Here is a 26,643-nt window from a genome sequence, read left to right as displayed (position 1 = left end):
CGACCGAAGGCGGCCGCTCCCACGCCAGATGCCGGAGTCGACATCCAAGGCTGATCCTGCACGTGCTAGTCCACCCAGCCTACCTGCATGACCGTCGCGCGGCGGAAGCCGTTCAAGCCAGCCTTCCGACGAGGAAACAACAATCATAATTCGTCAGCTTCGAGCTGCGCCAGAAGTGCACGACCATACTTGGTTTTTGTAAGCTTATTCGCGGATTCCTGGAATTCGTCGCGCGAGATCCAACGTTCTCTGTATGCGATCTCCTCCGGCGATGCGATCAACTGGCCTTGGCGCGATTGAAGAACGTGAACGAACTCTGAAGCCTCGAGCAGAGATTCGTGTGTTCCAGCATCGAGCCAAGTGAAGCCGCGTCCAAGGCGCTCCACGCGAAGCCCGTTCCGTTTCAGGTAGAGATTGTTGAGATCCGTGATCTCCAACTCGCCGCGGGCGGATGGTTCCAAACTCTTGGCGAAATCGACAACATGCTCATCGTAGAAGTATAGCCCTATCACCGCCCAACGAGACTTAGGTGCGCGAGGCTTCTCTTCGATTGATGTCACGAAGCCTTGCTCGTCATATGTAACGACACCGTAACGCTCGGGATCCTCGACATTGTACCCGAAGACAGTTGCACCCTCTCTCTGAACACTCGCTCGCTTAAGGACTTCGGACAATCCGTGCCCGTGGATGAGATTATCCCCGAGGACCAAGCAGGACGGGTGGCCCTTAAGAAAGTCTTCCCCAATTATGAATGCTTGAGCCAAACCATCGGGGTTCGGCTGAACTGCGTATTCGAATCGGACACCCCATTGCGCCCCCGTGCTTAGGAGCCTCTTAAAGGCCGCCGCATCGTCGGGAGTCGTGATGACAAGTATATCCCGGATTCCCGCTAGCATCAGTGACGTTAAGGGATAGTAGATCATGGGCTTGTCGTAGATTGGCAACAGCTGCTTTGACGTTACGAGCGTCAAAGGGTGCAGCCGCGTTCCGGAGCCCCCCGCAAGGATAATCCCTTTTCGTTCCATGTAATTCTCCTGCCTCTCGATTGGGCTCTATTGGATCGACAAGCCTAAGTCAGAGATGAACAGTCATGCGCCGACTTCCAACCGCCCCGCACCAACCACGGGGCCGTATGGATGCTTCAAGTGGTCGAGCTTTCTGTCCATTGTCAGCTCATTGGATTTGAAAGTTGCGACCCCGGCGTCATCCTATCACAAAGCGACTGCAGGGGTTCCGTAGTGCAGTTGAGTCGAAGCAGGCTGTTCGTCCCACCCCAGCGAGACATTTGATCGAAGATATAATTCACTGCCGAAGCGACGGGACCAGTCTGTCTTGCCTGGATGGCGACCTCGACCAGTCTCTGGGCGTACTTGTCGGCACGGAATGTATCGTTAGCCCACCGATGGGCCTCATCACCTAATCTCGCCCTGAGGCCCTGGTCGGTGCATAACGCCTCGAGTGCGGATCGTATGTTCGCAACCTCGGTATAAGGATCAATTTTCATTGCGCAGAAATCAGGTATCTCGCTGTAGAAGCCTGTATCCGTCACGATGATAGGTTTGCCATACAGCATTGCTTCGATCGCAGAGGCCGAGGCAGCCTCAAGGCTCGGCCAGCGGAGACAACTAATCACGTCGGATTGTCTAACCGCCTGGGCCAGGGTGTTGTCATCGACCTCACCGGACATGACTAATCTCACGCTATGCCGTTCTGCAAGGGCTGTCAGCTCGGCTTCTGTCTCGGGCTGTATCTTACCGACCACATGATAGACGGCGCGCTCGCGGAGGAGGGCACTGTCGCCGATCGCCTGAACGACGCTGCCAATCCGCTTGTTCGGATTGACATGGCCGATCGTGAGTATCCTGAATGCTTCATGGTCCATATTGCCCGGTGCAGCCAAATGCTGAGGAGCATCGTAGGCTAACGGGACAACGTGGACCGGTCCTGGACAGGAACTGAGTACCCGGCTGATAGCCCAACTGCTATGCGTAATCACTCCTCGCGCCAGTGAGCAGATCCACTCAGTCATCGGTGCCGCATCGCGCGTGTCCTCGAGGAAGTCCTCTCCATTCGAGTGGCTGAAAAAGCGAGTCTGTACCTCCTCGCCGTACCACGTGCGGATCGCCTCATCGGCAAGATCTCGATGCGCCTGCGCCCACTCATAAAAGAGATGGCCGAGATAGAAGTCATGCAGACACACAGTGCCAGGCAGTTTGCCGATCCAATCGAGGCAGCCTTGGTGCATCTCAAAGCTGTTGCCGATCTGATAAATGATGGAGTCGGCCTGGGTTGCGAGATCGGCGACGACATTGCTCTCAGTCCATGGGATTGCTGCGGCATGAAAATCGTGCGCTTCCCTGGCGAGCAGGTGTGGGCTTTCCGCACGCACGACCGTGACCTCGTGGCCTGCAGCGACAAGGGCTCGCGTCACGAGGCTGGTCATACGGCCGATCGCCGATATTTTGACCGCGGGGGTGAATATGATTAGCTTCATCGCAGGAGCTTTTGGACCGTTTCGTGCCAGTTGATCTTGAGGCTGAGCCAGAGCTCCCTGGCATCATCACCATACCGTCGAGCACGCATTGGATCCGACAAAGCGGCTGTCATCGCTTCCGCGAGAGCTGCCGCCGTGGGTTCGGCGACCCATCCTGTTTGCGCGTGCTTGGCCAAGCCTAAGATGCCGCCGCTGTCATCTGTCGTGATGATTGCTTTCCCAGAGGTTGCTGCTTCCATCGCGACGTAACCTAACGAATCCTCATCAAAGGGGAGGTAGGCAACTGCCGCTGAGCCATTCACATAGTCCGCATAGGTCTGACGCGGCAAGAAACGCAAGTCGAGCTTGACCCGAGGGGCAAGTCCGAGACGATCAACGGCTTGTTCTAACCGTTCCGCTTCCTCCGGCGTATCCGGTGGGCCTGCGATGACGAGCTTTACATCCGTGTTGCAAAGAGCCAATGCTTCGAGAAGCAAATATTGCCTCTTTGTCGCATTTACCCGGCCGCCTGCGAAAATATAGTCGCCCGCCGCTCCGCCCTGAAAGAGCTCGGGATCATTGATTGGCGGGAGCAGGACCTCAGCATCGAAGCCATTGTGCTTACGGAGGCGCTGACGTGTCACCTCTGAGTTCGTGAAGATATGCCTGCTTTCGGCGAAGCTCTCGTTGTCGGCATTTCTGATCAACGTGCGAAGATCATCCCCAAGCTGCCCCTGAGGCAAGTTGGACTGTCCGGCGTCGAAGAGATCGTAAGCCTGTCGGTATTGGTGCAACAACCATAGTGTCTTGTGTGGGTGCCGAATGAGGTATGCGGGGAACTTCAATGCAATGACGCGATCCACGTTCCAGAGCTCGAACGCCCGCACCATCATCATCTGAGATGGAATTCTCGTCGAAGGCTCCCACTGAAAGGGGACGCGCAGCACTTCCGCGTCATGCCCAGCGATTACGAGATTCCTTTGCAGGTGAATCGCCAACTCTTCGGCGCCACCCCAGACGAAAGGCGCCATATTGTTGACAATGAGGACCTTCATGCCAAGAGCCTTTGCAGGACGTGTGGCCACGATATGTTCAGCTCATCCAGCCGAACACGCGCATTCTGGCCCATCGATTTCGTTGTCTGCCGATCGGTGTATAGCTTATCCATGGCCTCGGCCAGAGCTTGGGGAGATGGATCCGTCACGGAGCCATTGATCCCGTGCTGCACCAGCTCGAGAACGCCGCCAGAGTCCACCGTCGTAAGAACTGCCTTTGAGGCATAACCGGCTTCCACACTTGGATAGCCGTAAGAGTCCTCGTCCAACGGGAGGTATGCCGCCGCCAAGCAGTCGGCTAAGCGTTGTGCCTTCTCGTCTTCGGTAATCCAGCGATCTTCGAGGGTGACACGATCCTGGAGCCCGTGTTCAAAGATCTGCCTCCGTAAGGCTTCCGGGTACTCAGGACCGGAGCTGGTGCCGCTCAGCCGTACTTCGACTGGCGTCTTCGTAAAGCGCATTGCCTCGATCAGCAGATGCTGGCGCTTGTGATGCTCCAAGCGGCAAATATAAACGATCTCGTTGTTGTGCCCGCGGCAATAAAAACGCTCCGGCGTGAGCACGGGCGGGTATAGAACTTCGCTCGCAACGTTGTTGTAGGTCCTCAGGCGATCGGACACTACCTGAGAATTGGTAAACACGTTTCTTGCTTCACGCAAGGCCGCAGTGTCAGCGGCACGGAGCGCATCGCGGATCTCCCGGTGTTTTGCATCATCCGGAAAGCTGCGATACGGGCTGTCCCACAGATCATAGAACGCCCGGATGTGATGGATGAACCACACGATCTTGTGTGGATGCGGTATGAGGTGCGCCTGGGGCCTAAAGCAGATGATACGGTCCGCTGAGCTTAGATCAACCCAACGGTACGCTGCCATCTGCCGAAACAGCAGATCGGGCGCATCAACCTCCGGGAGGTAGATCCGTTCAACGTGGTGCCCGGCCTCCCGGAGCTGAGGTTCTAGCCATTCGACAATGTTCCTGTAACCGCCACTGATGAACGGAACAAATGAGGAGCAAAGGGCGATTTTCATGTCTCAGGCGAGCGCTCGTTCCAAGCTAGCGGCGATCCTTTGCACGTCATCGCGTGTGAGGTCCTGGTGGGTGGGTAGGTTGATCCCACGCTGGGCCCACAGGTCCGCAGTTGGATAGGCGGCATCCTCCTTGTATGGCGGAAGCACATGCATAGGATGGAAGACTGGGCGCGTTTCGATACCCGCCTCGTCAAGGGCTCCCATGACTGCGTCGCGGTCAGCACCGTCGCCGTAGCGCAGGAAAATTGTGTACATCCAGTAAACTTGCTTAGCCCAGGGCTCCTGACGAGGAAGAAGAATTTTGTTCTGCATTCCAGCCAAGGCGTCATTGTACCAGTTGGCGAGGGTCCCTCGGTCGGAGAGGGCCTTATCGATCATTTCCATCTGAGCCAGGCCAATTGCCGCCTGGATGTTTGTCATACGGTAGTTGTAGCCGACGACCGGAAACCAATAGCGGCGCTGAGGATCCATCCCTTGGCCACGCAAGAGGCGGAGTTTGGCTGCTAGTTCATCGTTATTGGTCGTCACCATTCCGCCCTCGCCGGTGGTCACGATCTTATTGCCGAAGAAGCTGAACGTTGCACAAGTGCCGAGCCCACCAACCTTTCGTCCGAGAACTTCAGCGCCGTGAGCTTCCGCAGCGTCTTCCACGACCCAAAGACCATGCTTGGATGCGACTCGGTTGACAGCTTCCATGTCGGCGGGGTGACCATAGAGATGAACAGGGATAATCCCACGTGTACGAGAAGTAATCTTGCGCTCAATGTCTCGTGGGTCGATGTTCATCGTTTCCTGGCAAACATCCACCAGGACTGGCGTTGCTCCGCAATAGCGAACGGCGTTGGCGGTTGCGATGTACGTGACAGTTGGAACGATGACTTCATCGCCGGGCTCCAAGCCCAATGCAACCAGGGCAAGATGGAGTGCGGTCGTACCATTGTTGGTGGCGATGGCATGCTTCACCCCACAGAACTCTGCGAAGCTTTTCTCGAATGCGGTGATGTACTTGCCGTTTGACGAAATCCAATTCGTATCAAGACAATCGAGCACATACTTTCTCTCGTTCCCAGCCAGCTTTGGCTGCGCGACGGAAATACGATCCATGGTTCTGTCTTCCTGATTGCTATTTGATTACGCGGGCTGGCATGCCAACCGCAGTCGCTCCGTGACCGATGTTGCTGATTACAACCCCGCCAGCCCCGACGGTCACGTGATCTCCGATCGTAATTTCGGGTATGACCTTAGAGCCAATACCCAAGAAACTTAGAGCGCCGACGGTGACGCCTCCCGCTAAGCCGCATTGTGGTGCGATGTGAGCGGCATGGCCGATCTTGCAGTCATGGTCCACCGTCGCGCCGGTATTGATAATGGCCAGATCGGCAATTGTCGCCTCCGCGTTGATCGTTGCACCCGCCATGACGGCGATGCCTGTCCCTAAGCGGGCAGTGGGGGAAATAATAGCTTGCGGGCTGATCGCGTTGACGAGCCGAAAGCCCAATTCAATGGCAGTGGCCGCCAACCTTTGCCTGAGCGGATTCGAGCCTATTGCGACGAAAATCCGGGAATAACCGGCGTCCCGCAATCGTTCAAGGTTCTCGTCGCCTTTGAGAACAGGGATGCCTACACATTCATTGGGACTATCCTGCCCACCCACACAATATGCGACGTGTTCATTGTTCGCTTCGAGCAACTCAATACAAACTTTCGCGTGGCCCCCGGCGCCGACGACAATAATTCCGTCGGTCATTGATGGCTTCCCGCTTTGCTCCAGGATTGCGATTCGGGACGCGCAAAGAAAATATTCACCGACTCCACGCGTTCCAGCTGGTCGAGTGTGATGTCTTCCAGAACTCCTGTAACCTCGTTTATTGCACGGTAGACGAATCCAAGATCTGTCAGTGCCGAGATCCACTCATGGGGAGAATGGCCACTGTGCTCCAGATGTGAGGCTCCAAACTCCATGATCAGAGCGAGGTCGCGATTGGTCTTGATGAGTTCGGCAGCGCCTTTGACAACATCCAGTTCGGCGCCTTCGACATCGATCTTCAACAAGCTGACAGCTTCATCCTTGTCGATCACATCATCGAGCTTGACAGTCGATACGCGGACGGATGGAGACCCATCTAAACCTCCCGAGAAGAGGAGAGAGTGATGGCCACTGGTCGCCCCTAAGAAGAAGTCTTCATCCCCGCTCCGCCAAGATACGGCAGCCTGATGAATCTTCACTATGTCCGAGAATCCATTGATCCAGACTGTTTTCTCAAGCAGGCGTTTTGTCCCTTCGAAAGGTTCAAACGCGACAATCTTTCCAGCGCCGTGCATCGCCCTCGCGGCTGCAATAGTATGGAGGCCTACATTTGCGCCGACATCAACAAACATGTCGCCGGGGCTCAGAAAGCGCTGGATGATCTGGCGTGTTCCTGGCTCAAGTTCGCCTGTATCTATAAGTTGCGCCAGTAGTGCGTGATCAGTGGAAGGGCAGAGAACGTAGCCTACGCTGGTTCGAACCAAGGTCTCGCCGTCGCCGCAAGGAACGGCAAACCGGCGTGCCGCTGCCAAACTGTATTGTTCGACCCGTTCCAGAATAGGTCGTGCTCTCGATACGTGCGCCGTCGCCTGGTTCAGCAATTCCCGCGCTTCTCGCGCTTCCTCGGAAACGCGCGCCGCCGCTTGGTTCAGCAGTTCCCGCTCTTCTCGCGCTTCCTCGGAAACGCGCGCCGTCGCCTGGTTCAGCACCTCCCGCGCTTCCCGTACCTCTTCCCTCAACGATATCGACAGGCGCTCCAGTGTCAGCAGAGATCGCGACACATGCTTGAGTGTCTGCTGAGCCTCTGCGTTCGCGCTCATGATATCATGTTTAAGTGATTGCCTGGCTGTTTCAAGCTCCTCGACCAGGGTCCGTGCCATGTACTGTCTCAATCTGAAAGCAAATGGCTTGAGGAATGGTTTGGACAAACGAAATATAAATCTCGCAAATGGCCGAGCGAGTGCTTTCGGCTTGTTCAATCCAACTGAGGGTTCGTGAGCCTCATCCTGGTAAAGGGGGGCCTCAGCTGAACTCCTGGGGTTGGCAATGTTGATGGCTTTGCCGGCTAATATTTTGGCCGATGAGGAAAGGGCCACATCAACGCTAACGGAGTTTCTGTAGATTTTGTCCATCAGTTTCTGCAAGCTCGATCAGCTGAAGGTTGCCCCCACCCTTGGGTGTGGTGTTATATCTGAGTGACGGAGGGCGTCCAGAGGCATTTTACCTCGTCTCCTTGAGGGGTGGGCGTGGGGGTACGTCCCTTACTATGGGTAAGCGGTTTTTGCTCGTCTTAAGCCGTTGACGGAACTCAACGCGACATTGTATTTGGGTCCCGGTCTCCGACGGCGGTAATCGTTTTGCTGATAAACATGGTTCTCCGATTGAGCCAAATTGTCGCCTATCTGTGACCATTGTCGATTGCAGGACTGGTTCTTCAAGCCTGGCTGATGTGTGCTCACGGCTCAATCGTGATGCTACAACTGGAGATGTACCTTATTATGAGTTCGAAGCGCGCACTGATTACTGGAGTGACCGGGCAGGATGGTGCCTACCTTTCGAAGTTCCTCCTCGACAAGGGCTATGAAGTTCATGGACTGCTCCGTCGAAGTGCCTCCGCGGATGTCATTGGCACACGCTTGAAGTGGATCGGCGTTGCCGGCCAGATCAATCTCCATGACGGCAACCTCACGGACCTTTCCGGGTTGATCAGGGTTCTTCAAGAGGTCAGGCCAAGTGAGGTCTACAACCTTGCCGCCCAGTCCTTTGTGAAATCTTCGTGGCAGCAGCCGCTCCTGACGGGCACTGTCACGGGTCTTGGTGCCGCGAACATGCTCGAGGCCGTTCGCATTGTCTGTCCGGAGGCGCGCTTCTACCAAGCATCCTCATCGGAAATGTACGGTCTCATTCAGGAGCCGGTCCAATCCGAGAAAACGCCCTTCTACCCGCGTTCGCCCTACGCGGCGGCCAAGCTTTATGCGCATTGGATGACAGTCAATTACCGTGAAAGCTTTGGGCTCCATGCCTCCAGCGGCATTCTGTTCAACCACGAGTCGCCGCTGCGTGGCATCGAATTCGTAACGCGGAAAATCACCGACGGCGTGGCACGCATCAAACTCGGTATGCAGGAGACCCTTGCGCTTGGTAACATGGATGCGAAGCGCGATTGGGGACACGCGCGTGATTACGTTAAGGCCATGTGGCTGATGCTGCAGCAGGAAACACCGGACGACTACGTTGTCGCGACCGGCCGCACCGTTTCCGTGCGCGATTTCTGCAAGCTCGCCTTCGAGCATGTCGGCCTCGATATGGAAAGCCACGTTACTGTTGATGAGCGCTACCTTCGCCCGGCCGAAGTCGACGTGCTTCTCGGCGATCCTGCCAAAGCCAAAGACAAGCTTGGCTGGACAGCTGAAACCACGTTGGAGCAGCTGGTTGCCGAGATGGTCGAAGCAGACCTAGCGCGACTCAAGCAGCACGAGCACCTTTGACGGCAGCTGGTCAGGTCGATATGCGGGTCTTGATCACAGGGGCGCGGGGCTTTGTCGGCCCCTACGTCGCTGAGGCGCTGCGCCACAGACTCGGTGCGAATGTCAAGCTGATCCTGACTGCCAAGGAGGCTGGCGAGCACCCGATTTTGGGTTCAGTCGAGGCGCTTGACGTAACGGACCGAGCGGCTGTCGCCACTGCCATTGCCCATCATTCTCCGACCCATGTCATTCATTTGGCCGGAATTGCATCGCCTTCTGCGGCGAGCACTGATCCGCAAATGTCTTGGCGGGTCCATGTGCAGGGGCCCCTAAACTTGGCACATGCAGTTCTGGAGCGCGCGCCGGATTGCTGGCTCCTCAACGTAGGATCGGGGCTCGTCTATGGGGAGAGTGCAAAGCTGGGACTTCCCCTGAACGAGGAAACCCTGCTGTGTCCGGTGGATGAGTACTCCGTGACAAAGGCGGCGGCTGATCTCGCGCTTGGTGCACTCACCCGCCGAGGGCTGAAAAGCGTTCGATTCCGGCCCTTCAATCACACAGGAGCCGGGCAGACAGATGCATTTGCGGTTCCGGCTTTCGCGAAGCAAATTGCAAGGATCGAGGAAGGCTTCTCTCCGCCCGTCGTCAGGGTGGGTAACCTTGATGCAGAGCGCGATTTTCTTGATGTTCGGGACGTCGCAAATGCCTACGCTTTAGCCGTGCAGACCTCAGCGACCCTCGATCCAGGGATGATTCTCAACATTGCGTCTGGAACGCCCCGGAAGATGGAAGACATTCTGGCCTGGCTTCTGGCTCAGAGCAACGTCAGGATTACGATCGAGAGGGATCCGGAACGTCTTCGCCCAAGCGACCTGCCACGAGTGATTGGTGATGCTGGGCGCGCACGGGAGCGCTTGGGATGGGTACCGGAGCATAGCTTTGAGGATACGCTGGGAGCGGTCCTCAGTGACGCGCGAACTCAGATACTCGAACATTGCAAGCAAGGATCATGACCCGGTTCCGCTTCGAAACCTGAAGGGATGCCTGTGATGACTATAGACCCCTTTCCGCCTGAACGGTCTGCGCAGTTCGAAGAACTTGCCCGGTTGTCACAGCTCCTAGAGGCGACACAGGCCAGTGCGGCAACACGGCATCGAGAGTTTGCACAAGCTGCGAGTGAGTGGGAGAGAACTGCTGCCGCACTCACGCGTGAAATCGCTGCTCAACAGCAGATCATCGCTTCGCGAGAGCTGGAGATCAAGTCTCTCAAGCTGGAGCTGGAGGCCATTTACGCCTCCAGTTCATGGAGACTCACTGCCCCGTTGCGCTCGGCGATCGAGCATCTGAGCAACCTTTGGTCGAGGAGGTCCAAAAACGGACATGCAGCCAGCTCGCAACATTCACGCCGCGCCAGCAGCGATAATGGATCATTGTCGGTCCTTCAGCAATCGGTCGAAGGCCATTCGCCGCTGTACTCGTCCATAGAGGGCAAACCTTCGCCCAAAAGCGTTGCCCCAGTCATGACAAAGCTGGTTGTCGTTGATCAATTGAACACGAGTGAGGAGCCGGAGCTGGTGCAGCGCATTTACCGGCAGTTTACGCGAGCCCGTAAACAGGCTTTGGAAAACAGGTAAGTTGTGAGGCAATTTGCATGAAGCTCGTCATCGATTTGCAAGTGGCACAGGGCGCGAGCCAGCACAGCGAAATCGGTCGTAATGCACTGGCTATGACTGAGGCCCTGGTGCGACGCGGCGGCGATCATGAGGTTCTGATTGCACTTAGCGGCGCTTTTCCGGACACTATCGAAGCTTTGCGTGCGACATTCGACAGCTTGCTCCCGCAAGAGCAGATCGTCGTCTGGGAGGCTCCGACCCCGATGGCTGAAATGGACCCAGCGAATGGTTGGCGACACAAAGCTGGAGAGATCCTGCGGGAGACATTCCTCTCAGGACTGAAGGCCGACATGGTGTACGTACCCAGCCTCATGCAGGGCTACGATGACGATGTCATCGTGTCTGGTGCTTCACGGACGGATAGTCCTGTCACTGCTCTCGCGCTTCATGATGTGGTTCCATTTTATGAACAGGCTGGTCTCGAGACGAACCGCAAAGCCTGGCTTGAGTCGAGGTTGAGCTTTGTCCGTCAGGCGGGGCTCTGGCTTGCTCCATCGGAGGCCTCGCGTCGGCAGTGCGCGAGTTGGCTTTCGCTGCCCTCGGAGTCTGTCGTCAACATTTCCATGGCGGCGCCAGAGTATCTGCGTCCAATGCGATTGAGCGAGAATCGCGCTCCGGCAGTCCGCCACCAGTATGGTGTGACCCGCCAGTTCCTATTATGCGCGGGATCGGCTGCGTCCCAAGAGGGGCTGGAAACGTTGTTGAAGGCATATGCCAGGTTGGATGAGGCAGTGCGCCGTTCCTACCAGGTCCTGGTCACTGGCATCAGTCGGAACGAGATATCCCTGCAATTGCGCCAGCAGATGGAGCAACTGGGTCTGGCCCACGACTCCATTGTTGTTGCACCGCTTGTTCGGAATAGCGATCTCTGTGAACTGTACAATCTCGCCAGCGCATTCTGCCTTCCTGGGCTGAGCTCCGGTTTCGGGATGGCCGGGCTAGAGGCAATGCAGTGTGGCACTGCGACAGTGGGCGCCAACCTGCCGGGTATATCCGAGATCATCGGCCGCTCCGATGCGCTGTTCGATCCCAGGGACGAGAGGGATCTCGCCGGCCGGCTGCATCAGGCCCTCACCGACGAAGACTATCGCAGAAGCCTTTCGGGGCATGGGCTGACACAGGCGCAGAAGTTCACCTGGAGGGAATGCGCCAGCCGGACGTGGGATGCTTTTGAAGCCGCGTATGATCGAAGGAATGCCAGTCAAGAAGGTGCCGAGAGGAGGGGCGTCTCGGAAACGCCGGATCTGAAGCGGCTGCGTCTTGCCTATGTGTCGCCTTCGCTCGCTGAGAAGGAAGGTCACAATCGGAACTCCGACCTCGTGGCTGGCCTGGCTCGTCATTACGAGATCGATGTCGTGACAGATCAACCAGGCGGTGCCCCCCCCTGGGTCGAGGAGAATGGCCCGATCAGAAGCATGGGTTGGTTCGACAAGAATGCAGGCCAGTACGATCGGATCCTCTATGACTTCGGAGATCCCCAGGCTTATGCTCAGATCATCGATCTGGCACTCCGGCATCCGGGTGTTATCGCTCTGCATGATTGTTGGCGTGCCGAAACGCCCGAAGATCAGCGTCCGAATGATGCCCATCCGCAATATCCTGAGGAGGACCTCTACTACGCGCGCGGCTATACGGCGCTGAGTGACGAGGCTCAAACCATCGAGGCGTCCCGCCTCCCATGGAAGCATCCAATTGGCGTCTCGGTTTTCCGGAATGCGATCGGAGTCATCTGCTGCACTGACGAGACCATGAAACAGGCACGTCAGTACCTTGGCGACCATCTTGCCGATGGGTGGGTAGTCATTCCCGCCGAGAGCGGGTCGGGAGAGACGAATTGTTCCATAGCGCCGCCGGAACGAGCTGATCGATACTTTGCGGCCATCGAGTCTTTCGCAAGGAGCAGCGTCGAAGCACTCAGACTCCGGGCTGTAGCTGCGATCACTGCCGTCGATCCTGATTACGAAAGCGAGAGAGACTGGCTGTCTGCCGCTCGGGCCATCGCCCACAACACGCCATCTTCAGACCGCACACGCCGTATACTCGTTGACATCTCAGAATTGGTTCAGCGCGACGTGGGCACTGGCATTCAGCGCGTGACACGCAGCATCTTAAAGGAGTTGCTGACAAATCCGCCGAACGGGTACCGGGTGGAACCGGTATACGCCTACCCGAACAAGCCCGGATATCGCTACGCTAGAAAATTTACCTTGCGGTTCCTCAATCGGACAACTGAGCATTTAGATGATGCGGTCGTGGAGACAAGACCGGGCGATATCTTTCTCGGCCTTGATCTGCAGCGAGACGTCGCTGCCGGTCAGCAGGATTTCTATTCTTCTCTGCGAAGGATCGGAGGTACGGTCTACTTCGTCATCTATGATCTGTTGCCGATTTTCCTCCCACATGCATTCCCCAAATCGACGCTGGAGCAGCACACCCGGTGGCTATCGGTTCTGGCGAGGCATTCGGACGGCATCATCTGCATATCTCGTTCTGTCGCCGATGAACTGGTCGAGTGGTTGAACGCAAATGGCGCGGCATCGCGCATGCGCCCATTACGCATAGGTTGGTTCCACCTCGGAGCCGACATCGACATGAGTGTTCCAACCCGAGGTATTCCGGAGCGGGGCGACGAGGTTCTCGCCTCACTCGCTGCACGTCCCAGTTTCCTCTCGGTTGGCACTGTCGAGCCGCGGAAGGGTTACGTTCAACTCTTGAAAGCATTCGATCAGCTCTGGAGAGATGGGGCAGACGTCAACCTGACCATTGTCGGAAAACAGGGATGGAATGTCGACGAGACTGCCGCGGCACTGCGAGGGCACCCTGAGTTCAACAAGCGGTTGCTGTGGCTGGATGGTATCAGCGATGAGTATCTGGAGAAGATCTACGCTGCTTCGGCCTGTTTGATTGCCGCCTCAGAGGGCGAGGGCTTCGGCCTTCCCCTGATCGAGGCTGCGCGGCACCGGATTCCCATCCTGGCGCGGGATATCCCGGTGTTCCATGAAGTGGCCGGCGAGCATGCGAGCTATTTCGCCGGACGTGAGCCGGGCGACCTTGCTGGTGCCGTGAAGGCTTGGCTTGTTTTATACCGTGAGAGCCGCCACCCGCGATCCGATGAGATGCCGTGGCTCACCTGGGCTCAAAGTGCCGAGGGCTTGAAGGATCTTCTGGTGCGGCGGAACTGGTACGCGTCTTGGCCTGACGAGAGGAGACCTGTGGGCACCCAAAGGACGAGTGAGCAGGATCCAAGTCACCATCAGGTGCGTACTGAAGCCCGGGCCTAGTCCCGTTGATCCACTCAGTCGCGAAGCGAGGCACGGACTACTCCGCTACTGCGGCTCTATGCGTGGAATATTCGAGGCTCGCAGGGTCATGCGCGAGCGGCTTGTTTGCGATCCCAGATTACCTCAACGCGAGGAGCTTCTTCGCTCGCTCGGCATAACTCTTGGGGGAAAAAAGCTTTATCGCACGAGATCGTGCAGCCATCCCGAGGCGGAAACGGAGATCAGGATCCGCCCGCAGCGCCTTGAGAGCCTCGGCGGCTTGGCCAATATCGGCGTCTGCCCAGTGGATCCCGGGATACTCATAGGTATCCTGAGGATCATGTGCAGGGACCAATGTGTAGCCCACTGGCATGCCGGTGTCAGGGGTCAGAAAATCCGTGCTGCCTGACCAGTCGGTCGCAACGACGGGGATTCCTCTTAACATGCCCTCGGCTACGACCAGTCCGAATCCCTCCGCGCGATGCAGGGACAGCACGACGTCGGCCTGGGCGTACAGATCGTCGACTCCGGCTGCATCCAGCGTGGCGCCCAGGAAGGTGATGTTCTCCGCGCCCTCTGCCGCCTGGTTCATGAGGTCGACGGCTTCAGGATAAGCGAAGGAATTTACGTACTTTACAATAAGATGTGCTCCCGGGTCGTCGCCGAATGCTCGTCGGAAGGCCTTGATCGCGGCGCAGGGGTTCTTACGCTCAAAGCTCGAAGCTATGTTGAGGATGACAAGTACCGTGAAAGGAGACTTTCCGTCCGGATCCGGGTTGCGGGGCCACCTGGGAGGAGGGTTCATAGGATGGTGAAGCACGTGAATAGGGCGGTCGCTCGCAATCGTTCGAAAGGCTTCGGCGGCAAACCGGCTTGGAGCCCATAACTCATGCACGAACGGTAGACCCTGGCGCCATTCAGAAGGGACTTGGGGCAATTCCCAAACCCAGTGGGCCACGATCCATTTGTCTCTGATCAGTTTCCGACCGAGATGAAGAAGGGCGAGTGGTACGAACGGCCCGCCCACATGGAGGAAGATCGTGCCGGAGCCAAGAACCTTTCGCCCGTCCTCAAAGGCAAAGTCCTTGTAGGCCACATCGTTGAGAAGTGCGCGGGACAGATCAATGCCGTAGACGGGCAACCCTGCCATCCGGATAGCCTCATGGCATACTCGTGCGCCTTCTCCCAAGCCCGAGGCGGCTCGCAGAGGGCCGACCACGATGATGGGCGCCCCAGGCTTGGCTTGTGGCGTGATCCTCGGCGCGAGCCATTTCGATCCCTGCACCAGGGCCGCCCGCCTCGTGCTCCGCGGCAGGCGTTGCCAGATCTGGCGATGGGCGAAGCGCAAGAGGGGATTTCGCATCCGTACTCCACTTACCGCAGGAAGAGGTGCGTCTTGATCACTCCAAGCGAGCTAAGAGACCAACGGTTCAGCGGATTGCAGGTCTGGCTGAGCAGAAGCGGGCGCTTCTTCCATCTCGTACCGCTTCAGAACTGCGTCCGTTTCTCCTTCCATGACGATGGATCCGCTGTCCATCCAGATCAGACGAGTGCACCATTGGGCAAGGATGGCTGGCGAGTGGGAGGCAAGAACGAGGATCTGCGAGCGGGATACAAAGCTGTCGATCCGCTCCCGAGCCTTGTCGAGAAAGCGCTTGTCGCCTGCCATAATCCACTCGTCCATAAGCAGGATGTCCGGGTGAGACGCCGTTGCAATTGCGAAGGACAGTCGCATGGCCATGCCGGCCGAGTAGGTGCGAACTGGAACGTGCAAAAAGTCCCCCAGTTCGGTGAACTCTGCAATCGACGGCGCGAGTTTCCTGGTTTCGGCAGGGGATAGACCCATGTAGAGGCCACGCAAGAGGATGTTCTCATAGCCTGTGGCGTCCAGGTCCGAGCCGATCCCGATATTCAGCAGAGCGTTCACGCGCCCGTCGATCTCGACACTGCCCTCAGTAGGTTCATAGATCCCAGCAAGCAACCGCAGGAGAGTGCTCTTTCCGGCACCATTGGTGCCAATCAGACCAATCCGCTCTCCGTGCTCAATACGGCAGGATACATTGCTCAATGCCTTGATGACGGCATGGGACCCTTCGGTGGAAATGTTCCGCGCCCGCGACATGGCCCTTCCGGCTGCGAGCAGGCTGCGCTTCAACGAGCGGCTACTGTCGCGGTAGAGCGGGAACTGCAGACTGACATTCGAGAGGGTGATGGAGGACATTGTGGTTAGACCCAGAACGGAATACGAGCACGGAACCGGGCAAAGAACAAGAATGTGACGAGGTAGCCGAGCAGCGTGACGCCAACCGCCATTGCCCAAACCGGCAGAGGTACCGTGTGGCCGAGCAGGGGGCCGCGGGCAATCTCGATAAAGGCGTAAGCCGGATTCAGGTACATCACCCAGAAGTACTCACCCAAGGCTTCCGGCATCCAGATGATAGGGGTCATGAAGAAAACAATCTGGACGAGGCTTGAGACGATCGGCCCGATGTCTCGGAATCGGGTGCAGAACATTCCAAAGAGCAGCGTGACCCAGAAGCCGTTCAGTAGGATGAAAGCTAACCCGACGAGGCTGACAAAACTATAAAGTGATTGAGGTACAGAGAAGAGAAGTAAGACTGCGAAACCAATGATGCAGTTGTGCAGGAAGATGATGAAGTTCCGCGCCACGCTCCGAAGCACATGCACCGTCATGGGCATCCGCACCTGGAGGAGGATGCCCTCGGCTTTCACGAACGCTGACGTCCCGTCCGTGATGAGAGATGAGATCAGGCCCCAAAACAGAAAGCCAAGGGCGAGATAGGGCAGGAATATCGTGATCTCCATCTTGAAGATGGCGGAATAGAGAACGCCAAGAGCACCCACCATGATGCCCATGCTGATCGTGAGCCAGAAGGGGCCGAGGACGGATCCACGATAGGCCTGCCGGATGTCTTGCCAGGCCATGGTGTTCCAGAGCCACCAGCTTTTAATCCCAATCATCAGGTCGTCGAGAGCACGCTGCCCCATTGTCCGACCGGCGGCCGGGCCTGCAACTGTTTTGTCCATCATTCGTAGGGCCGGATTGGCGCTCATTGTCTCAGGGCTGAATTTCGGGTCTGTAGGGGCCGCAGATGCGCCCCCTCACGTTCCGGAGTCAACCATAAAATGGTCGCAGCGGTGTTGGAATGGTTCCCCAAAATGTTGACTCACCGGAGTTCGAAACAGGAACACTAACCACCCGCCTCATGCCTGCCGTAGGATCATACACCGTACCTCAGACGGGGACGTGCGCCCCCGCCGATTGCACAACTTGGGGCTGTTGCGCCGTTCGGGGCAGGGAAATGCCAACTTTTCTGTAAGCCTCAGTCAATCTATGTCGGTATATCTCGTCGGAGAATTTAGCGGCTTGCTGTGGACCGCGTAACGTGAGCTCGCTTCGCAGGTCCGGGTCGTTGCTCAGGGCACGGATGCCCTTCGTCAGCTGATTGATGTCCAGTGGATTGACCAGCACTGCCGCGTCACCCGCGACTTCAGGAAGCGAGCTCGTGTTGGAGGTCAGCACTGGAACGCCAAGCTGCATAGCCTCCAGCACCGGTAGCCCAAAGCCTTCGTAAATGGAAGGAAAGGCGAAAAACCGTGCACATTGCAACAAGGCTGTCACGTGCCGTCTCGGCAGATAGCCGAGCTGCCGCACCAGTGACTGGCGAGCACTGACGGTTTGAATAAGCTCTAAGTCGTCCTTGTTGAGCCAGCCTTTTGGTCCTGCAAGGAGCAGCGGGATGCCCGGATTGGCCATCAGGAACGCCTCAATCAGGCGCTTCAGGTTCTTCTTGGGCTCGATCGCTCCCAGGAAGAGAGCATAGTTGCCGGGCTCGGCCCCATAGATCGTCTCGACCAAACGTTCTGCATCGGGCCTTTCAAGCCTGGCCAGACTTGGAGCCGGCTGGTAGGTCACGCTCACACGATCTTCCGGGATTTTTAGCAGGTCGACGATATGGTGCTTGGAAGCCTCTGACACCGTAATAATGTGGTCGGCTTCCCGTGCAATGGCGGTGTGAAGCCGATAAGAGAGACCGCCCCGGTCGACAATGAAATAGGGGAACTGGATCGGAATGAGGTCGTGCAGCGTGTAGACGTTGGGTATGCCCTTGGCTTTCAGCGCCATCGGCCCCGTCCAATGGGCCAGCTCGATTCCTCCCGGTGCCACCACTTCCAGAAGTCGCTCCTTCAGCGTGAAGTGCAGATGTGCACGATCATAGATCCGGGAGGCATTGAGAACATGGTCAACCGTCGGCAGGGGGGGCTCAAAGGCCTCGAGATCGACGCCCTCAGTCGAAACCCTATCCGGGCGGACGGCTCGGGTCAGCCCGACAAGGGAACGGGCAAGAAACGGCGCATTCCGAAGCGCCCGGATCAATCGCCGCTCAGGGGGCAGCTCGCTTCCGAAGACTTGGGTAGCAAGGTTTTGCGGCGAAGCTCGGCGTGACACATGTGTGCTCCGACCATAGAGCACGGTCACAGGCATGCCCAGCGTCCGTAAAGTTCGGGTCAGTGTCCGCCCATAGGAACCAATTCCGGTGGCGGTCTTGCTGAGAAACTGTGAACCGTCGATTAGTACGCCCTGTCCCGCCATATGCTTCCAAATCCCGCTCAAGCCATTTCGTTGAATATTTCCGGTCATCTATCGTATGAGCATCCGGAGCGCCATCGCCTTTATCGAGCTGATCTGCGGGCCCCCGGCTCCAGGCCGCGGCTCCGCGTCAGTCGAACGGCGCCCCCGGACGATGTTTATCGATGAGCAGTGGCTTTGATCAGCTTGAGCCAATCGTCCTGGCTCTGGCGCTCAGCCAGAAGCGCGACGGACCCTTGGGATAGGGGAGCCAGCACCTCCGGTGCGTCAAGAACAGACGTTAGGGCGTCACGGAAGCCCTCTGCGTCCCCGGTCCGCGCGACGAGCCCGGCAATTCCATAGCCGATTTGTTCAGGCAAGGCACCTGCCGGCATGACAAGGCTTGGTAAGGCCCAGGACAGGGCTTCGGCGATGACCCCCGACTGGCTGGCCTCTTTATAAGGGCAGAGCAGCAGATGATGGCTTGAGAAGAGTTCGTCCATTCGCTGGTCTGGGATCCACCCAAGCTCCAGATCAACCTGAGGCCATTCGGCGAACGCTCGTCTCACCTCGGACTCCAGAGGGCCGGAGCCGGCAAGGGTTAATCGCCACCGAGAATCGCCTTTCAAAGGACCCAACGCTTGGATGAGCAGGTCTAGGCCCTTGTATGGGAGGAGGCGGCCATAAAAAAGGAGACGCACGGGTCCCTCGGTCGATCGCCGCTCCGACAGCAGGGATCGTCTGGTGGGATAGAAGGCTTCAAGCGGGATCGTGGACGTCTTGCTCGCCGACGCCGGATCCCTCTCCGCAAGGCGTCGCGAGACATTGCCCGACAGGGCGACAACCCGGTCGGCATTTTTGATCAGCAGGGCCTGCGTCACGCGCTGCCAGAGCTGGGCGTAGTCGCCCGGATGGGGTTCGGCGTCATGAGCGACATAGATTACTCTGAGCTGTCGCCTCCGCAGTAGGTGGATGAAGGGCCATGCGAAAGGCGAGTTCATCGTCATGATCACCGCATCCGGCTTGAGCGCTGCCATTGCGTCGGCCTGGCGACTTAACTCCCGCGGCAGAGCCCAGGCCTTCCGCCAAAGATTGCGCAGATCCGGGCGCGAGAAGCTTAAAATGTGAAGCCCGCTCGCTCTGAATCTGTTCATCTCACTGTTGTGCTGCGCTAGTGCTAGGAAGACTTTAAGGTCAGATGTCCGCGAAACAAGGTGGCGAGCAAGATGTAACGTTACTTGTGATCCTCCTCCCCGGCGGCCCCAGTAATGAAGAGCCACTCTAAAATCCGTCTTAGGAGATATGCTTTGAGACTTATTCATCATTGTACAGTGAGAGCTCTCAGGAAGAATACAATCAACATTATTGAGATCACAATCCTATAGCAAGTAATTGGCAAGTAGAATTCTCCTCGCGCTTCTATGGTAAAATGGTATTTCCCAGAGTGACGGCCCTCAATGGGCTGTATCTTCCTTCCATGGGGTTTTACTCGAGGCTCACGAGGAGCTTCCGATCCCCTGCGACCAAATCTGCAATAGCGTATCTGCCGAGTTGACGCCAGCGCACCGGCTGTTTAGGAGGCGCAATATGCAGGAAGAAGGACTAACGATGAGCGAGGGCAGCAATCACATCCTACCCGTAATTATGTGCGGTGGCTCCGGAACGCGGCTGTGGCCGGCGTCGCGCGACAGCATGCCCAAGCAGTTCATCAACCTGCTGGGGGAGCACTCCACCTTCCAGACTGCTGTTGAGCGGGTGACCTCCCCGGATCTTTTCCTTCGCCCCGCCATCGTCTCCAGCAACGACGTCCGGTTCATTGCCGCCGAGCAGCTGGCGCAGATTGGCGCTAAAGCCGACATCATTCTTGAGCCCATTCAGCGGGATTCAGCGGCCGCTATCGCGGTTGCGGCCTGCCATGCAGCACGGATCCATCCGGAGACGGTCGTTCTGGTCATCGCGGCCGATCACGTCATCGACGATCCGGCCGCCTTCGCGGCGTCCTGCCGGGCCGCCTTCGAGCCAGCTCGCCAAGGCTATATCATGACCCTGGGCGTAGTCCCTCAGTACCCTGCAACGAGCTATGGGTACATCCAGCCCGGCAAGGCCCTCAAGGGCACTGAGGCATTCCGGGTCGACCGCTTTGTCGAAAAGCCGAACTCGGAAACGGCACAGAGCTATATCGACCAAGGTTTCCTCTGGAACAGTGGAAACTTCATGTTCAGGGCAGACGTCATGCTCGAGGAGCTGGAGCGCTTCCAGCCGGATATCCTGGCGGCCGCGCGGCAGGCACTCGAGAGCGCAGCCACCGACCTCGACTTCGTCCGTCTGAACGAAGAAGCATTCAAGCGGGCCCCTAAGACTTCGATCGACTATGCGGTCATGGAGCGTACCGAGCGAGCAGGGGTCCTGCCGGTTTCGTTCTCCTGGTCCGATATCGGCTCGTGGGGAGCTCTGTGGGACGCTTCGCCGCGGGATGAGGCGGGAAATGCTCTGCGGGGGAATGTGGAAGTGGTTGAGGCGCGCAACAGCCTCGTGCACAGCGACGACATTCTCACGACCGTGGTCGGGATCGATGACATTGTCGTAGTCGCGAAGCCTGATGCTGTGCTCGTCACCTCCCGCAACCGCTCGGAGATGGTGAAGGAGCTGGTTGTCTCCATGCGCGCCAAGCAGCGTCCGGAGGCATCCGAGCACATCCGCATGTACCGCCCTTGGGGATGGTATCAGCGAATCGACAGGGGGGACCGCTTCCAGGTCAAACGCATCATGGTTCAGCCCGGCGGACGCCTGTCGCTGCAGAAGCATCATCATCGCGCCGAGCACTGGGTGGTGGTGCGCGGCACCGCCGAAGTCGTGGTCAATCAGGATGTGGTGATGCTCCACGAAAACGAGTCCGTGTACATCCCGATCGGCGCGGTCCACCGTCTCACAAACCCGGGCCGCATTCCGCTCGAGCTCATCGAAGTTCAGGTCGGCAGCTACACGGGCGAGGACGATATCATCCGCGTTGAAGACGTCTACGGGCGATAGCACGATTGCGCTGTTGGCAGCTCCGCGCAGATGTCCGTGCGGAGCTGGAAGCGCGGTGGCGCCTTGCTTTTCGTCGCGGGGGCGGTCGCAGGCGAGTCGCTAGAGCAGATCGGCCGCTTGCAACGCGATGAGCAGGAGCCCCACATGCTGGGCATGGGCCAAGTTCCCCTCGTAGGGCCATTGCGGCCGCCTCGGCCGCGGGGACGCGGACGAGAGTGATATTCTCGCTGGGCTCCGGGGTCGCCGGTCCGACATGACGAGCAGGTTGCGCCAGAACAACGTGAACGCGGTTCGTGTGGGTCGCAGGGTTCGGCGAGAGGCTCGCCAGAAGCCGGAGGTTCTCAGCGCTGTAGCCGGTTTCCTCCATCAGCTCGCGAGCGGCCGCCGTGACCGGATCCTTGTCGGCCGCGTCCATCACGCCGCCGGGAAGCTCGAGGGTGGAATCGCCATAGCCGTGCCGATATTGCCGTACGAGAAGGACGTGATCCTCGGCATCGATCGCCACGACATGAACCCAATCCGGGTATTCAAGCACGTAGAACGGTGCGATCTCGACGCCTGAAGGCGTGACGCAGTCGTCCGCCCGAAGCGATATCCACCGATCGTGAAGGATTCTGCGGGACCGGGTTACCGTCCATTTCATGGCTGTCGCCTCGAAGGTTGAAGGCTGTCTTTCAGCGGGGCAAATGACTGAAAGGCTTAGCGTCAACCGTGCGATCAACACAAGACGCGAATCCATTCCAAGGTCACGCTCGTGTGTCTACGTCAGCCATGAGGACATGGACGAGCGGACGTTCAAACCACCAGGGCACGGTCGCCGAGCCGATCGGATACGGAACCCTTCCAGCCGCAAGCGATCCCATCCGACGTCAGACCCCTTCAGGATCTTACTTTCCCTTACGGTCGTGGGGCGTGGAGCCATGAACGGCGATGGGGTCGGTGTTCTGCCGCACGGCCCTGTCGGCTCGGTCGCCATCATCCGGTTGCTGGGCGGAGCGAGGGCTCCTCGGGTCGTCACCGTTCTGCTTGAGCATCCGCGCCCTCGGCTCGATAAGGCAAACGTTGGCGGCAATCCAGCATCCGCCTCGCATCACACCTCTGGTCAAAGAATATGAATCAACCGCCCTTGCTCGACCGATGGAGCGCTCAAGCGGGCAGTCGATGCAACGGCATTTCAACCCAGCAACGACGATCGTGCTATTCCGGGTGTCTGATCAGAACGACCTCATCGGAAGCCGATGGGTGGATCTGATCAGACCAGAGGCGGCCAGGATCACAGGATGAAGTCGCCGCCCGAGAGCGGCCGGGTATAACCCTGCAGAACGACCTGGAAGTCCGCTGTGAGGTCTCCGTTCACGTCGGCTTGGACGATCGTGTTGCCGAATCCATCGAGCTCGTAGCGAAGCTGACCTGCCCCCGAAAAGGCGGCGGACCCTATGAACGCGAAGGCCTGGTTTCCGGACGCCGCCGTGCTGGCATCGATCCCATGCAGATCGATGGTGTCGGCGGTGCTGAAATCAAGGATGACATCGCTCGAGACAGGACCGGGTCGGCTGTCGGAAACGTTTGCGAACACGAACGTGTCCCGGCCGGCATCCCCTGACAGGATGTCCCGGCCGCCGCCGCCGTTGAGGATATCCTTCCCGTCTCCGCCGCGAAGGTTGTCATTGCCGTCGCCGCCCCGCAGATCGTCATTGCCGGCGTGGGCTGACAGGATGTCGTCGCCGGCATTGCCGGACAAAACGTTGTCGCCTCGGTTGCCGATGAGAGTGTTATCAAGAAGGTTTCCGCGCCCATCGACGTCGTCGGATCCGCGCAGGGCGAGCTGCTCCACGCCGGCCAGATCCGCGATCTTAAGAAGGTTTAGACCGATGGCGCTCACCACACGGTCAATCCCGCCGGCCAGGGAGACGTCCTTTTCGATCACCCTATCGGTGCTCACATCGACGTAATAGCGGTCGTCGCCGAGACCGCCCTTCATGCGGTCGGTGCCGCTCCCGCCGTCCAGAACATCATTTCCGGACCCGCCGATGAGCACATCGTTGTCGGCCTCGCCGAAGAGGCGGTTGTCGCCGTCCCCGGCCTCTATCCGATCTCGGCCGGCGCCTCCGTAGATGACATCGGGTTGGCTCCCGCCCACGAGGAGGTCATCGACGCGCATGTCGCGGACCTGATCATACAGGGGGACCTCCCGCCTCGAGACGTTGTCCGGAAGATTGGTCGCCAGATCGATGCCGATGGTATGGAGGGCCGAAGCCACCACGGTGTTGCTGTTGAGATCCGGTCCACTCACGGCGTCGATGATGTCGAAGCTGTAATCGAGATCGGCCCGGTTGATGTTGTTGGCATGCTGCACCATCAGGTTCCAAACCGCATCAGGATCCCGGCCCTGCAAGTCGAGCACGGTATGATGCCGCTGAGCCAAGGTGTCCGAACCGCGGGCATCCGGCGACCTTGCCAGATCGACATCCGCGATCGTGACCAGTTGATCGCCCGACCCCGGCCCGCCACGAATGACTTTCTCTTCGACGACATTGCCGGCGTCGTCCGTGACACGCTTGACCAGATAGAGGTGCTGGAAGGGTGTCGCTACACCCCGAGCCGTTGCTTCGGTCGACTCGATTGCGATGATTGTTGGCATGGATGTGCTCCAAGTGAGCCGTGGCTGGACGGTTGCAGGACGAAAACGTAGTGGGTTCAATGATGTTCCGCGTGCGACCCGCCGTCACCCGAGCGCCCATCGGCATCCCGGGGGTTGAACTGAGCGGATCCGGAGCCAGGAGGCGCATCCGGCGCATGGAGCCCGATCCGGTCATGCAGGAGACGAAAGGGACAGAGATCGGACCTGAAGAAGAATGGCCGGAGCCTCGTCCGCCCATTCCGCTCAGCTTGGGACTGGCCCGATCAAACGATGTCGAAGTCGCTGTTCGTCAGCTGGACGTGCGCTCCAAGGTTCGCGAAGCGGATCTGGGCTGCGGATCCGGCGCCATCGCTGTCGTAGTAGAGATTGACCGACCGACTGTCGTGGATGATCCGATCGGCGGCATCCGTTGCTTGGCCGCCGCTCGTGAAGGCGTCCGCGCTTAACACGCCCCGGGCGAAACCCGTCAGCACGGCATCGTCGAGCCTGACCGTATCGTCCGCCACGTTGAAGTCGGAGATACGATCAACATTCCTGCGTCCGTCAAGTGCCTCCGTGAAGTAGAACAAATCCCTGCCGGAGTCGCCGCTCAACACGTGGTTTCCTGCACCGCCATACAGGCGATCATTGTCAGCAAGGCTGCTGATCTGGTCCTTACCCTCGTTCCCGCGGAGTTGATCCTTGCCGGCGTCTCCATAGATCCGATCATTGCCTAATCCGCCGTCAATCCTGTCATGGCCGTCATTCCCGCCGATGGCATCATTCCCATCGTCTCCGTAGATCCGGTCATTCTCGCCTTCACGGTAGAGTGTCACGGCCGTGAGACGTGTCCCTAATGTGCAGTGTTGTCCCGCATGGAGGCGTCCCAAAAAGGAGACAATCGAGAGCAGTGGGGCCAAGCTCTGTTGGCCTCCCACTAACGGTGATCCGACTTGAAGTCTGAGGCGGGTATCGTATATACAATCTAGTATATACGGAGGGCGCGATGGCCACTGCCAAAGTTTTTCGGTCTGGCAACAGCCAGGCCGTCCGACTGCCCAAGCAGTTTCGCCTCAACAGTGACGAGGTCGAGATCTTCCGCCGCGGCGATGAGATTGTGTTGCGAGAGAAGCCCAAGACGCTGGCCCGGGCATTTGAACTCCTATGTGATCTCCCAGACATTGAGCGCGAGGATGGTCCGCCGCAGGAGCGCGAGGGACTCTGATGGACCAGCCCAGGTATCTCCTCGACACGAATATCTGCATCTACATCCGCCGCCAGCGTCCTCAAACCGTGCTGGACCGCTTTAAGCTTCTGCCTCCAGGCTCGACTGCCATTTCGGTTATCACCTACGGTGAGTTGGCCTATGGCGTTCATAAGAGCCCTGACCGACACAGTGCCATATTGATTTTGGACGAGCTGACAGCCTTGATCCCGGTTATCCCTATGGCGATTGAAGTGGCGCAGTCCTACGGCACCATCCGATCGGACTTGGCTGCCCGAGGCGAGTTGATCGGAAACAATGATCTCTGGATCGCTGCCCACGCGCAAAGCCTCGGACTGACACTTGTTACTAACAACGAGCGCGAATTCAGGCGTGTGGAGGGGCTCACGATCGAGAACTGGGCACAGCCTTAGTCCAAACGATGGCTCGGCAAGAGCCAGTTAAGCCAACCGGACCATTCCGGAGATCATGGCTGCGCGGACGCTCGGTTGTCTCTGATTGCTCTCAGAGTATCGGCCCCAAGCCGTCCCGTCACGGGTAACCCCCGCCTTTGCTGGAAGGCTTCGATGGCTCGGCGTGTCCCAAGCCCAAGTACGCCATCCGCCTTCAAGACCCCGTATCCTAGCCTTGTCAGCGCCTCCTGCGCGTTGCTGATGTCCTCCTTTGTCAGAGGGAGGCTCTCTACAGCAGGAGGTTCGGGTGCCTCGACTGGGGGTGATGCTTGGGATGTCGCTCTTGAAGGCTGAGGGCGCATCGTATCGATCTCGCCGCTGACGCGAGCTCGAAGATACTCAAGATGCTTCAGTTCCTGGATGGCAGCAGCGACCTGCCTTTGAATGTGCTGCAGATCCTTGTACTCATCCTTGAACCTCTCCAGTTCGGCAGCAAGAGCATCACGGTCTGCGGTGTTCGTTTCAGCAGCATGACGCAGACGTCCAATCTCAGTCTGCACATCAGCGCCAGAGGATCCCGGCCCTAGGACCGAATAGCCGAAGAGAACCCACCCTGCCACCGCCGCGGCTATGATCAGACGGTTCGTCACGCTGGCCTCGGTCTCATCTTACTAATGATCTTCACGGAAGGCCTGCAACAGAGAGGCCTGCGTGGCGAAAGAAGCTGACAATCATCTCGGGTTGACCTTGCAAGCGACAGAATTCACGTCGGGCCAGACGGTGTAGATCAGCAACTGAC

The 26,643-nt window shown here is 58.2% G+C and carries 24 protein-coding genes; 8 read left to right on the top strand and 16 right to left on the bottom strand.

Going from position 1 to position 26,643, the window contains the following annotated elements:
* Positions 1 to 143 precede the first annotated feature (143 nt).
* From rfbA to NF876_RS18895, 7 genes are all read right to left on the bottom strand, one after another.
* Positions 144 to 1,025, bottom strand: a complete 882-nt coding sequence (gene rfbA, locus NF876_RS18925; RefSeq protein ID WP_262270212.1) for a glucose-1-phosphate thymidylyltransferase RfbA — start codon at positions 1,023 to 1,025, stop codon at positions 144 to 146.
* Positions 1,026 to 1,168: 143 nt separating this feature from the next.
* The gene (locus NF876_RS18920) at positions 1,169 to 2,443 is read right to left on the bottom strand and encodes a glycosyltransferase family 4 protein (protein WP_262270211.1); all 1,275 of its coding nucleotides are present in this window, start codon (positions 2,441 to 2,443) and stop codon (positions 1,169 to 1,171) included.
* Between the two features lie 47 nt (positions 2,444 to 2,490).
* Positions 2,491 to 3,528 (bottom strand): glycosyltransferase family 4 protein, encoded by a 1,038-nt coding sequence (locus NF876_RS18915; RefSeq protein ID WP_262270210.1) that lies wholly within the window; start codon positions 3,526 to 3,528, stop codon positions 2,491 to 2,493.
* Entirely contained in the window at positions 3,525 to 4,559 is a 1,035-nt protein-coding gene (locus NF876_RS18910; protein WP_262270209.1) for a glycosyltransferase family 4 protein, read from the bottom strand. The genes NF876_RS18915 and NF876_RS18910 overlap by 4 nt, the downstream gene beginning before the upstream one ends.
* A gap of 3 nt (positions 4,560 to 4,562) precedes the next feature.
* Positions 4,563 to 5,663: a DegT/DnrJ/EryC1/StrS family aminotransferase gene (locus tag NF876_RS18905; RefSeq protein WP_262270208.1), complete on the bottom strand. Its 1,101-nt coding sequence runs from the start codon at positions 5,661 to 5,663 to the stop codon at positions 4,563 to 4,565.
* A gap of 19 nt (positions 5,664 to 5,682) precedes the next feature.
* Positions 5,683 to 6,306 (bottom strand): acetyltransferase, encoded by a 624-nt coding sequence (locus NF876_RS18900; protein WP_262270207.1) that lies wholly within the window; start codon positions 6,304 to 6,306, stop codon positions 5,683 to 5,685.
* Positions 6,303 to 7,718: an FkbM family methyltransferase gene (locus tag NF876_RS18895; protein WP_262270206.1), complete on the bottom strand. Its 1,416-nt coding sequence runs from the start codon at positions 7,716 to 7,718 to the stop codon at positions 6,303 to 6,305. The genes NF876_RS18900 and NF876_RS18895 overlap by 4 nt, the downstream gene beginning before the upstream one ends.
* A 366-nt stretch (positions 7,719 to 8,084) precedes the next feature.
* Here NF876_RS18895 and gmd point away from each other — a divergent pair, with 366 nt between their 5' ends.
* The 4 genes from gmd to NF876_RS18875 are packed head-to-tail and all read left to right on the top strand — an operon-like array spanning position 8,085 to position 14,007.
* On the top strand, positions 8,085 to 9,074 hold the full coding sequence (gene gmd, locus NF876_RS18890; protein WP_262270205.1) for a GDP-mannose 4,6-dehydratase: 990 nt from the start codon (positions 8,085 to 8,087) through the stop codon (positions 9,072 to 9,074).
* Positions 9,071 to 10,066 (top strand): NAD-dependent epimerase/dehydratase family protein, encoded by a 996-nt coding sequence (locus NF876_RS18885; protein ID WP_262270204.1) that lies wholly within the window; start codon positions 9,071 to 9,073, stop codon positions 10,064 to 10,066. Before gmd ends, NF876_RS18885 begins: the two co-directional genes overlap by 4 nt.
* Before the next feature lie 36 nt (positions 10,067 to 10,102).
* Positions 10,103 to 10,687 carry a hypothetical protein gene (locus tag NF876_RS18880; protein WP_262270203.1) on the top strand — a complete coding sequence of 195 codons (585 nt, stop codon included), beginning with the start codon at positions 10,103 to 10,105 and terminating at the stop codon, positions 10,685 to 10,687.
* Positions 10,688 to 10,704: 17 nt separating this feature from the next.
* The gene (locus NF876_RS18875) at positions 10,705 to 14,007 is read left to right on the top strand and encodes a glycosyltransferase family 4 protein (RefSeq protein ID WP_262270202.1); all 3,303 of its coding nucleotides are present in this window, start codon (positions 10,705 to 10,707) and stop codon (positions 14,005 to 14,007) included.
* Positions 14,008 to 14,125: 118 nt separating this feature from the next.
* On the opposite strand, the gene NF876_RS18870 is transcribed toward NF876_RS18875, so the two are convergent.
* The 5 genes from NF876_RS18870 to NF876_RS18850 form a co-directional block, all read right to left on the bottom strand.
* Positions 14,126 to 15,127: a glycosyltransferase family 4 protein gene (locus NF876_RS18870; protein WP_262270201.1), complete on the bottom strand. Its 1,002-nt coding sequence runs from the start codon at positions 15,125 to 15,127 to the stop codon at positions 14,126 to 14,128.
* 273 nt (positions 15,128 to 15,400) lie between these two features.
* Positions 15,401 to 16,207, bottom strand: a complete 807-nt coding sequence (locus NF876_RS18865) for an ABC transporter ATP-binding protein (RefSeq protein ID WP_262270200.1) — start codon at positions 16,205 to 16,207, stop codon at positions 15,401 to 15,403.
* 5 nt (positions 16,208 to 16,212) lie between these two features.
* A complete protein-coding gene (locus tag NF876_RS18860; RefSeq protein ID WP_262270199.1) occupies positions 16,213 to 17,061 on the bottom strand; it encodes an ABC transporter permease in 849 nt (282 codons plus the stop codon).
* Positions 17,062 to 17,242: 181 nt separating this feature from the next.
* Positions 17,243 to 18,649 (bottom strand): glycosyltransferase family 4 protein, encoded by a 1,407-nt coding sequence (locus NF876_RS18855; protein WP_262270198.1) that lies wholly within the window; start codon positions 18,647 to 18,649, stop codon positions 17,243 to 17,245.
* 107 nt (positions 18,650 to 18,756) lie between these two features.
* Positions 18,757 to 19,857, bottom strand: a complete 1,101-nt coding sequence (locus tag NF876_RS18850) for a glycosyltransferase family 4 protein (RefSeq protein ID WP_262270197.1) — start codon at positions 19,855 to 19,857, stop codon at positions 18,757 to 18,759.
* Positions 19,858 to 20,185: 328 nt separating this feature from the next.
* Here NF876_RS18850 and NF876_RS18845 point away from each other — a divergent pair, with 328 nt between their 5' ends.
* Positions 20,186 to 21,607 carry a mannose-1-phosphate guanylyltransferase/mannose-6-phosphate isomerase gene (locus tag NF876_RS18845; RefSeq protein ID WP_262270246.1) on the top strand — a complete coding sequence of 474 codons (1,422 nt, stop codon included), beginning with the start codon at positions 20,186 to 20,188 and terminating at the stop codon, positions 21,605 to 21,607.
* On the opposite strand, the gene NF876_RS18840 is transcribed toward NF876_RS18845, so the two are convergent.
* The 3 genes from NF876_RS18840 to NF876_RS18830 form a co-directional block, all read right to left on the bottom strand.
* Positions 21,576 to 22,250, bottom strand: coding sequence for an NUDIX hydrolase (locus NF876_RS18840; RefSeq protein WP_262270196.1), 675 nt, complete (start codon positions 22,248 to 22,250; stop codon positions 21,576 to 21,578). The genes NF876_RS18845 and NF876_RS18840 overlap by 32 nt on opposite strands.
* Positions 22,251 to 22,880: 630 nt before the next feature.
* Positions 22,881 to 24,248 (bottom strand): calcium-binding protein, encoded by a 1,368-nt coding sequence (locus tag NF876_RS18835; RefSeq protein WP_262270195.1) that lies wholly within the window; start codon positions 24,246 to 24,248, stop codon positions 22,881 to 22,883.
* A 263-nt stretch (positions 24,249 to 24,511) separates the two neighbouring features.
* Positions 24,512 to 25,063, bottom strand: coding sequence for a calcium-binding protein (locus NF876_RS18830; RefSeq protein WP_262270194.1), 552 nt, complete (start codon positions 25,061 to 25,063; stop codon positions 24,512 to 24,514).
* A gap of 170 nt (positions 25,064 to 25,233) precedes the next feature.
* On the opposite strand from NF876_RS18830, the gene NF876_RS18825 reads away from it, so the two are divergent.
* Positions 25,234 to 25,452, top strand: coding sequence for an antitoxin (locus NF876_RS18825; protein ID WP_262270193.1), 219 nt, complete (start codon positions 25,234 to 25,236; stop codon positions 25,450 to 25,452).
* Positions 25,452 to 25,865 (top strand): type II toxin-antitoxin system tRNA(fMet)-specific endonuclease VapC, encoded by a 414-nt coding sequence (gene vapC, locus NF876_RS18820; protein WP_262270192.1) that lies wholly within the window; start codon positions 25,452 to 25,454, stop codon positions 25,863 to 25,865. Before NF876_RS18825 ends, vapC begins: the two co-directional genes overlap by 1 nt.
* Before the next feature lie 53 nt (positions 25,866 to 25,918).
* Here vapC and NF876_RS18815 read toward each other — a convergent pair whose 3' ends face one another.
* Positions 25,919 to 26,206 (bottom strand): peptidoglycan-binding domain-containing protein, encoded by a 288-nt coding sequence (locus tag NF876_RS18815; protein ID WP_262270245.1) that lies wholly within the window; start codon positions 26,204 to 26,206, stop codon positions 25,919 to 25,921.
* A gap of 42 nt (positions 26,207 to 26,248) precedes the next feature.
* On the opposite strand from NF876_RS18815, the gene NF876_RS18810 reads away from it, so the two are divergent.
* Positions 26,249 to 26,431 carry a hypothetical protein gene (locus NF876_RS18810; RefSeq protein ID WP_262270249.1) on the top strand — a complete coding sequence of 61 codons (183 nt, stop codon included), beginning with the start codon at positions 26,249 to 26,251 and terminating at the stop codon, positions 26,429 to 26,431.
* Positions 26,432 to 26,643 lie beyond the last annotated feature (212 nt).

It is taken from the genome of Microvirga yunnanensis (assembly GCF_025460875.1).
This window is presented reverse-complemented; position numbering and strand designations above follow the sequence as displayed.

Coding starts and splice junctions, on each gene's coding strand:
- rfbA (WP_262270212.1), bottom strand. CDS start 1,025: ATGGAACGAAAAGGGATTATCCTTGCGGGGGGCTCCGGAACGCGGCTG.
- NF876_RS18920 (WP_262270211.1), bottom strand. CDS start 2,443: ATGACCAGCCTCGTGACGCGAGCCCTTGTCGCTGCAGGCCACGAGGTC.
- NF876_RS18915 (WP_262270210.1), bottom strand. CDS start 3,528: ATGAAGGTCCTCATTGTCAACAATATGGCGCCTTTCGTCTGGGGTGGC.
- NF876_RS18910 (WP_262270209.1), bottom strand. CDS start 4,559: ATGAAAATCGCCCTTTGCTCCTCATTTGTTCCGTTCATCAGTGGCGGT.
- NF876_RS18905 (WP_262270208.1), bottom strand. CDS start 5,663: ATGGATCGTATTTCCGTCGCGCAGCCAAAGCTGGCTGGGAACGAGAGA.
- NF876_RS18900 (WP_262270207.1), bottom strand. CDS start 6,306: ATGACCGACGGAATTATTGTCGTCGGCGCCGGGGGCCACGCGAAAGTT.
- NF876_RS18895 (WP_262270206.1), bottom strand. CDS start 7,718: ATGGACAAAATCTACAGAAACTCCGTTAGCGTTGATGTGGCCCTTTCC.
- gmd (WP_262270205.1), top strand. CDS start 8,085: ATGAGTTCGAAGCGCGCACTGATTACTGGAGTGACCGGGCAGGATGGT.
- NF876_RS18880 (WP_262270203.1), top strand. CDS start 10,103: ATGACTATAGACCCCTTTCCGCCTGAACGGTCTGCGCAGTTCGAAGAA.
- NF876_RS18875 (WP_262270202.1), top strand. CDS start 10,705: ATGAAGCTCGTCATCGATTTGCAAGTGGCACAGGGCGCGAGCCAGCAC.
- NF876_RS18865 (WP_262270200.1), bottom strand. CDS start 16,207: ATGTCCTCCATCACCCTCTCGAATGTCAGTCTGCAGTTCCCGCTCTAC.
- NF876_RS18860 (WP_262270199.1), bottom strand. CDS start 17,061: ATGAGCGCCAATCCGGCCCTACGAATGATGGACAAAACAGTTGCAGGC.
- NF876_RS18855 (WP_262270198.1), bottom strand. CDS start 18,649: ATGACCGGAAATATTCAACGAAATGGCTTGAGCGGGATTTGGAAGCAT.
- NF876_RS18845 (WP_262270246.1), top strand. CDS start 20,186: ATGAGCGAGGGCAGCAATCACATCCTACCCGTAATTATGTGCGGTGGC.
- NF876_RS18840 (WP_262270196.1), bottom strand. CDS start 22,250: ATGAAATGGACGGTAACCCGGTCCCGCAGAATCCTTCACGATCGGTGG.
- NF876_RS18835 (WP_262270195.1), bottom strand. CDS start 24,248: ATGCCAACAATCATCGCAATCGAGTCGACCGAAGCAACGGCTCGGGGT.
- NF876_RS18825 (WP_262270193.1), top strand. CDS start 25,234: ATGGCCACTGCCAAAGTTTTTCGGTCTGGCAACAGCCAGGCCGTCCGA.
- vapC (WP_262270192.1), top strand. CDS start 25,452: ATGGACCAGCCCAGGTATCTCCTCGACACGAATATCTGCATCTACATC.
- NF876_RS18815 (WP_262270245.1), bottom strand. CDS start 26,206: ATGCGCCCTCAGCCTTCAAGAGCGACATCCCAAGCATCACCCCCAGTC.
- NF876_RS18810 (WP_262270249.1), top strand. CDS start 26,249: ATGCTTCAGTTCCTGGATGGCAGCAGCGACCTGCCTTTGAATGTGCTG.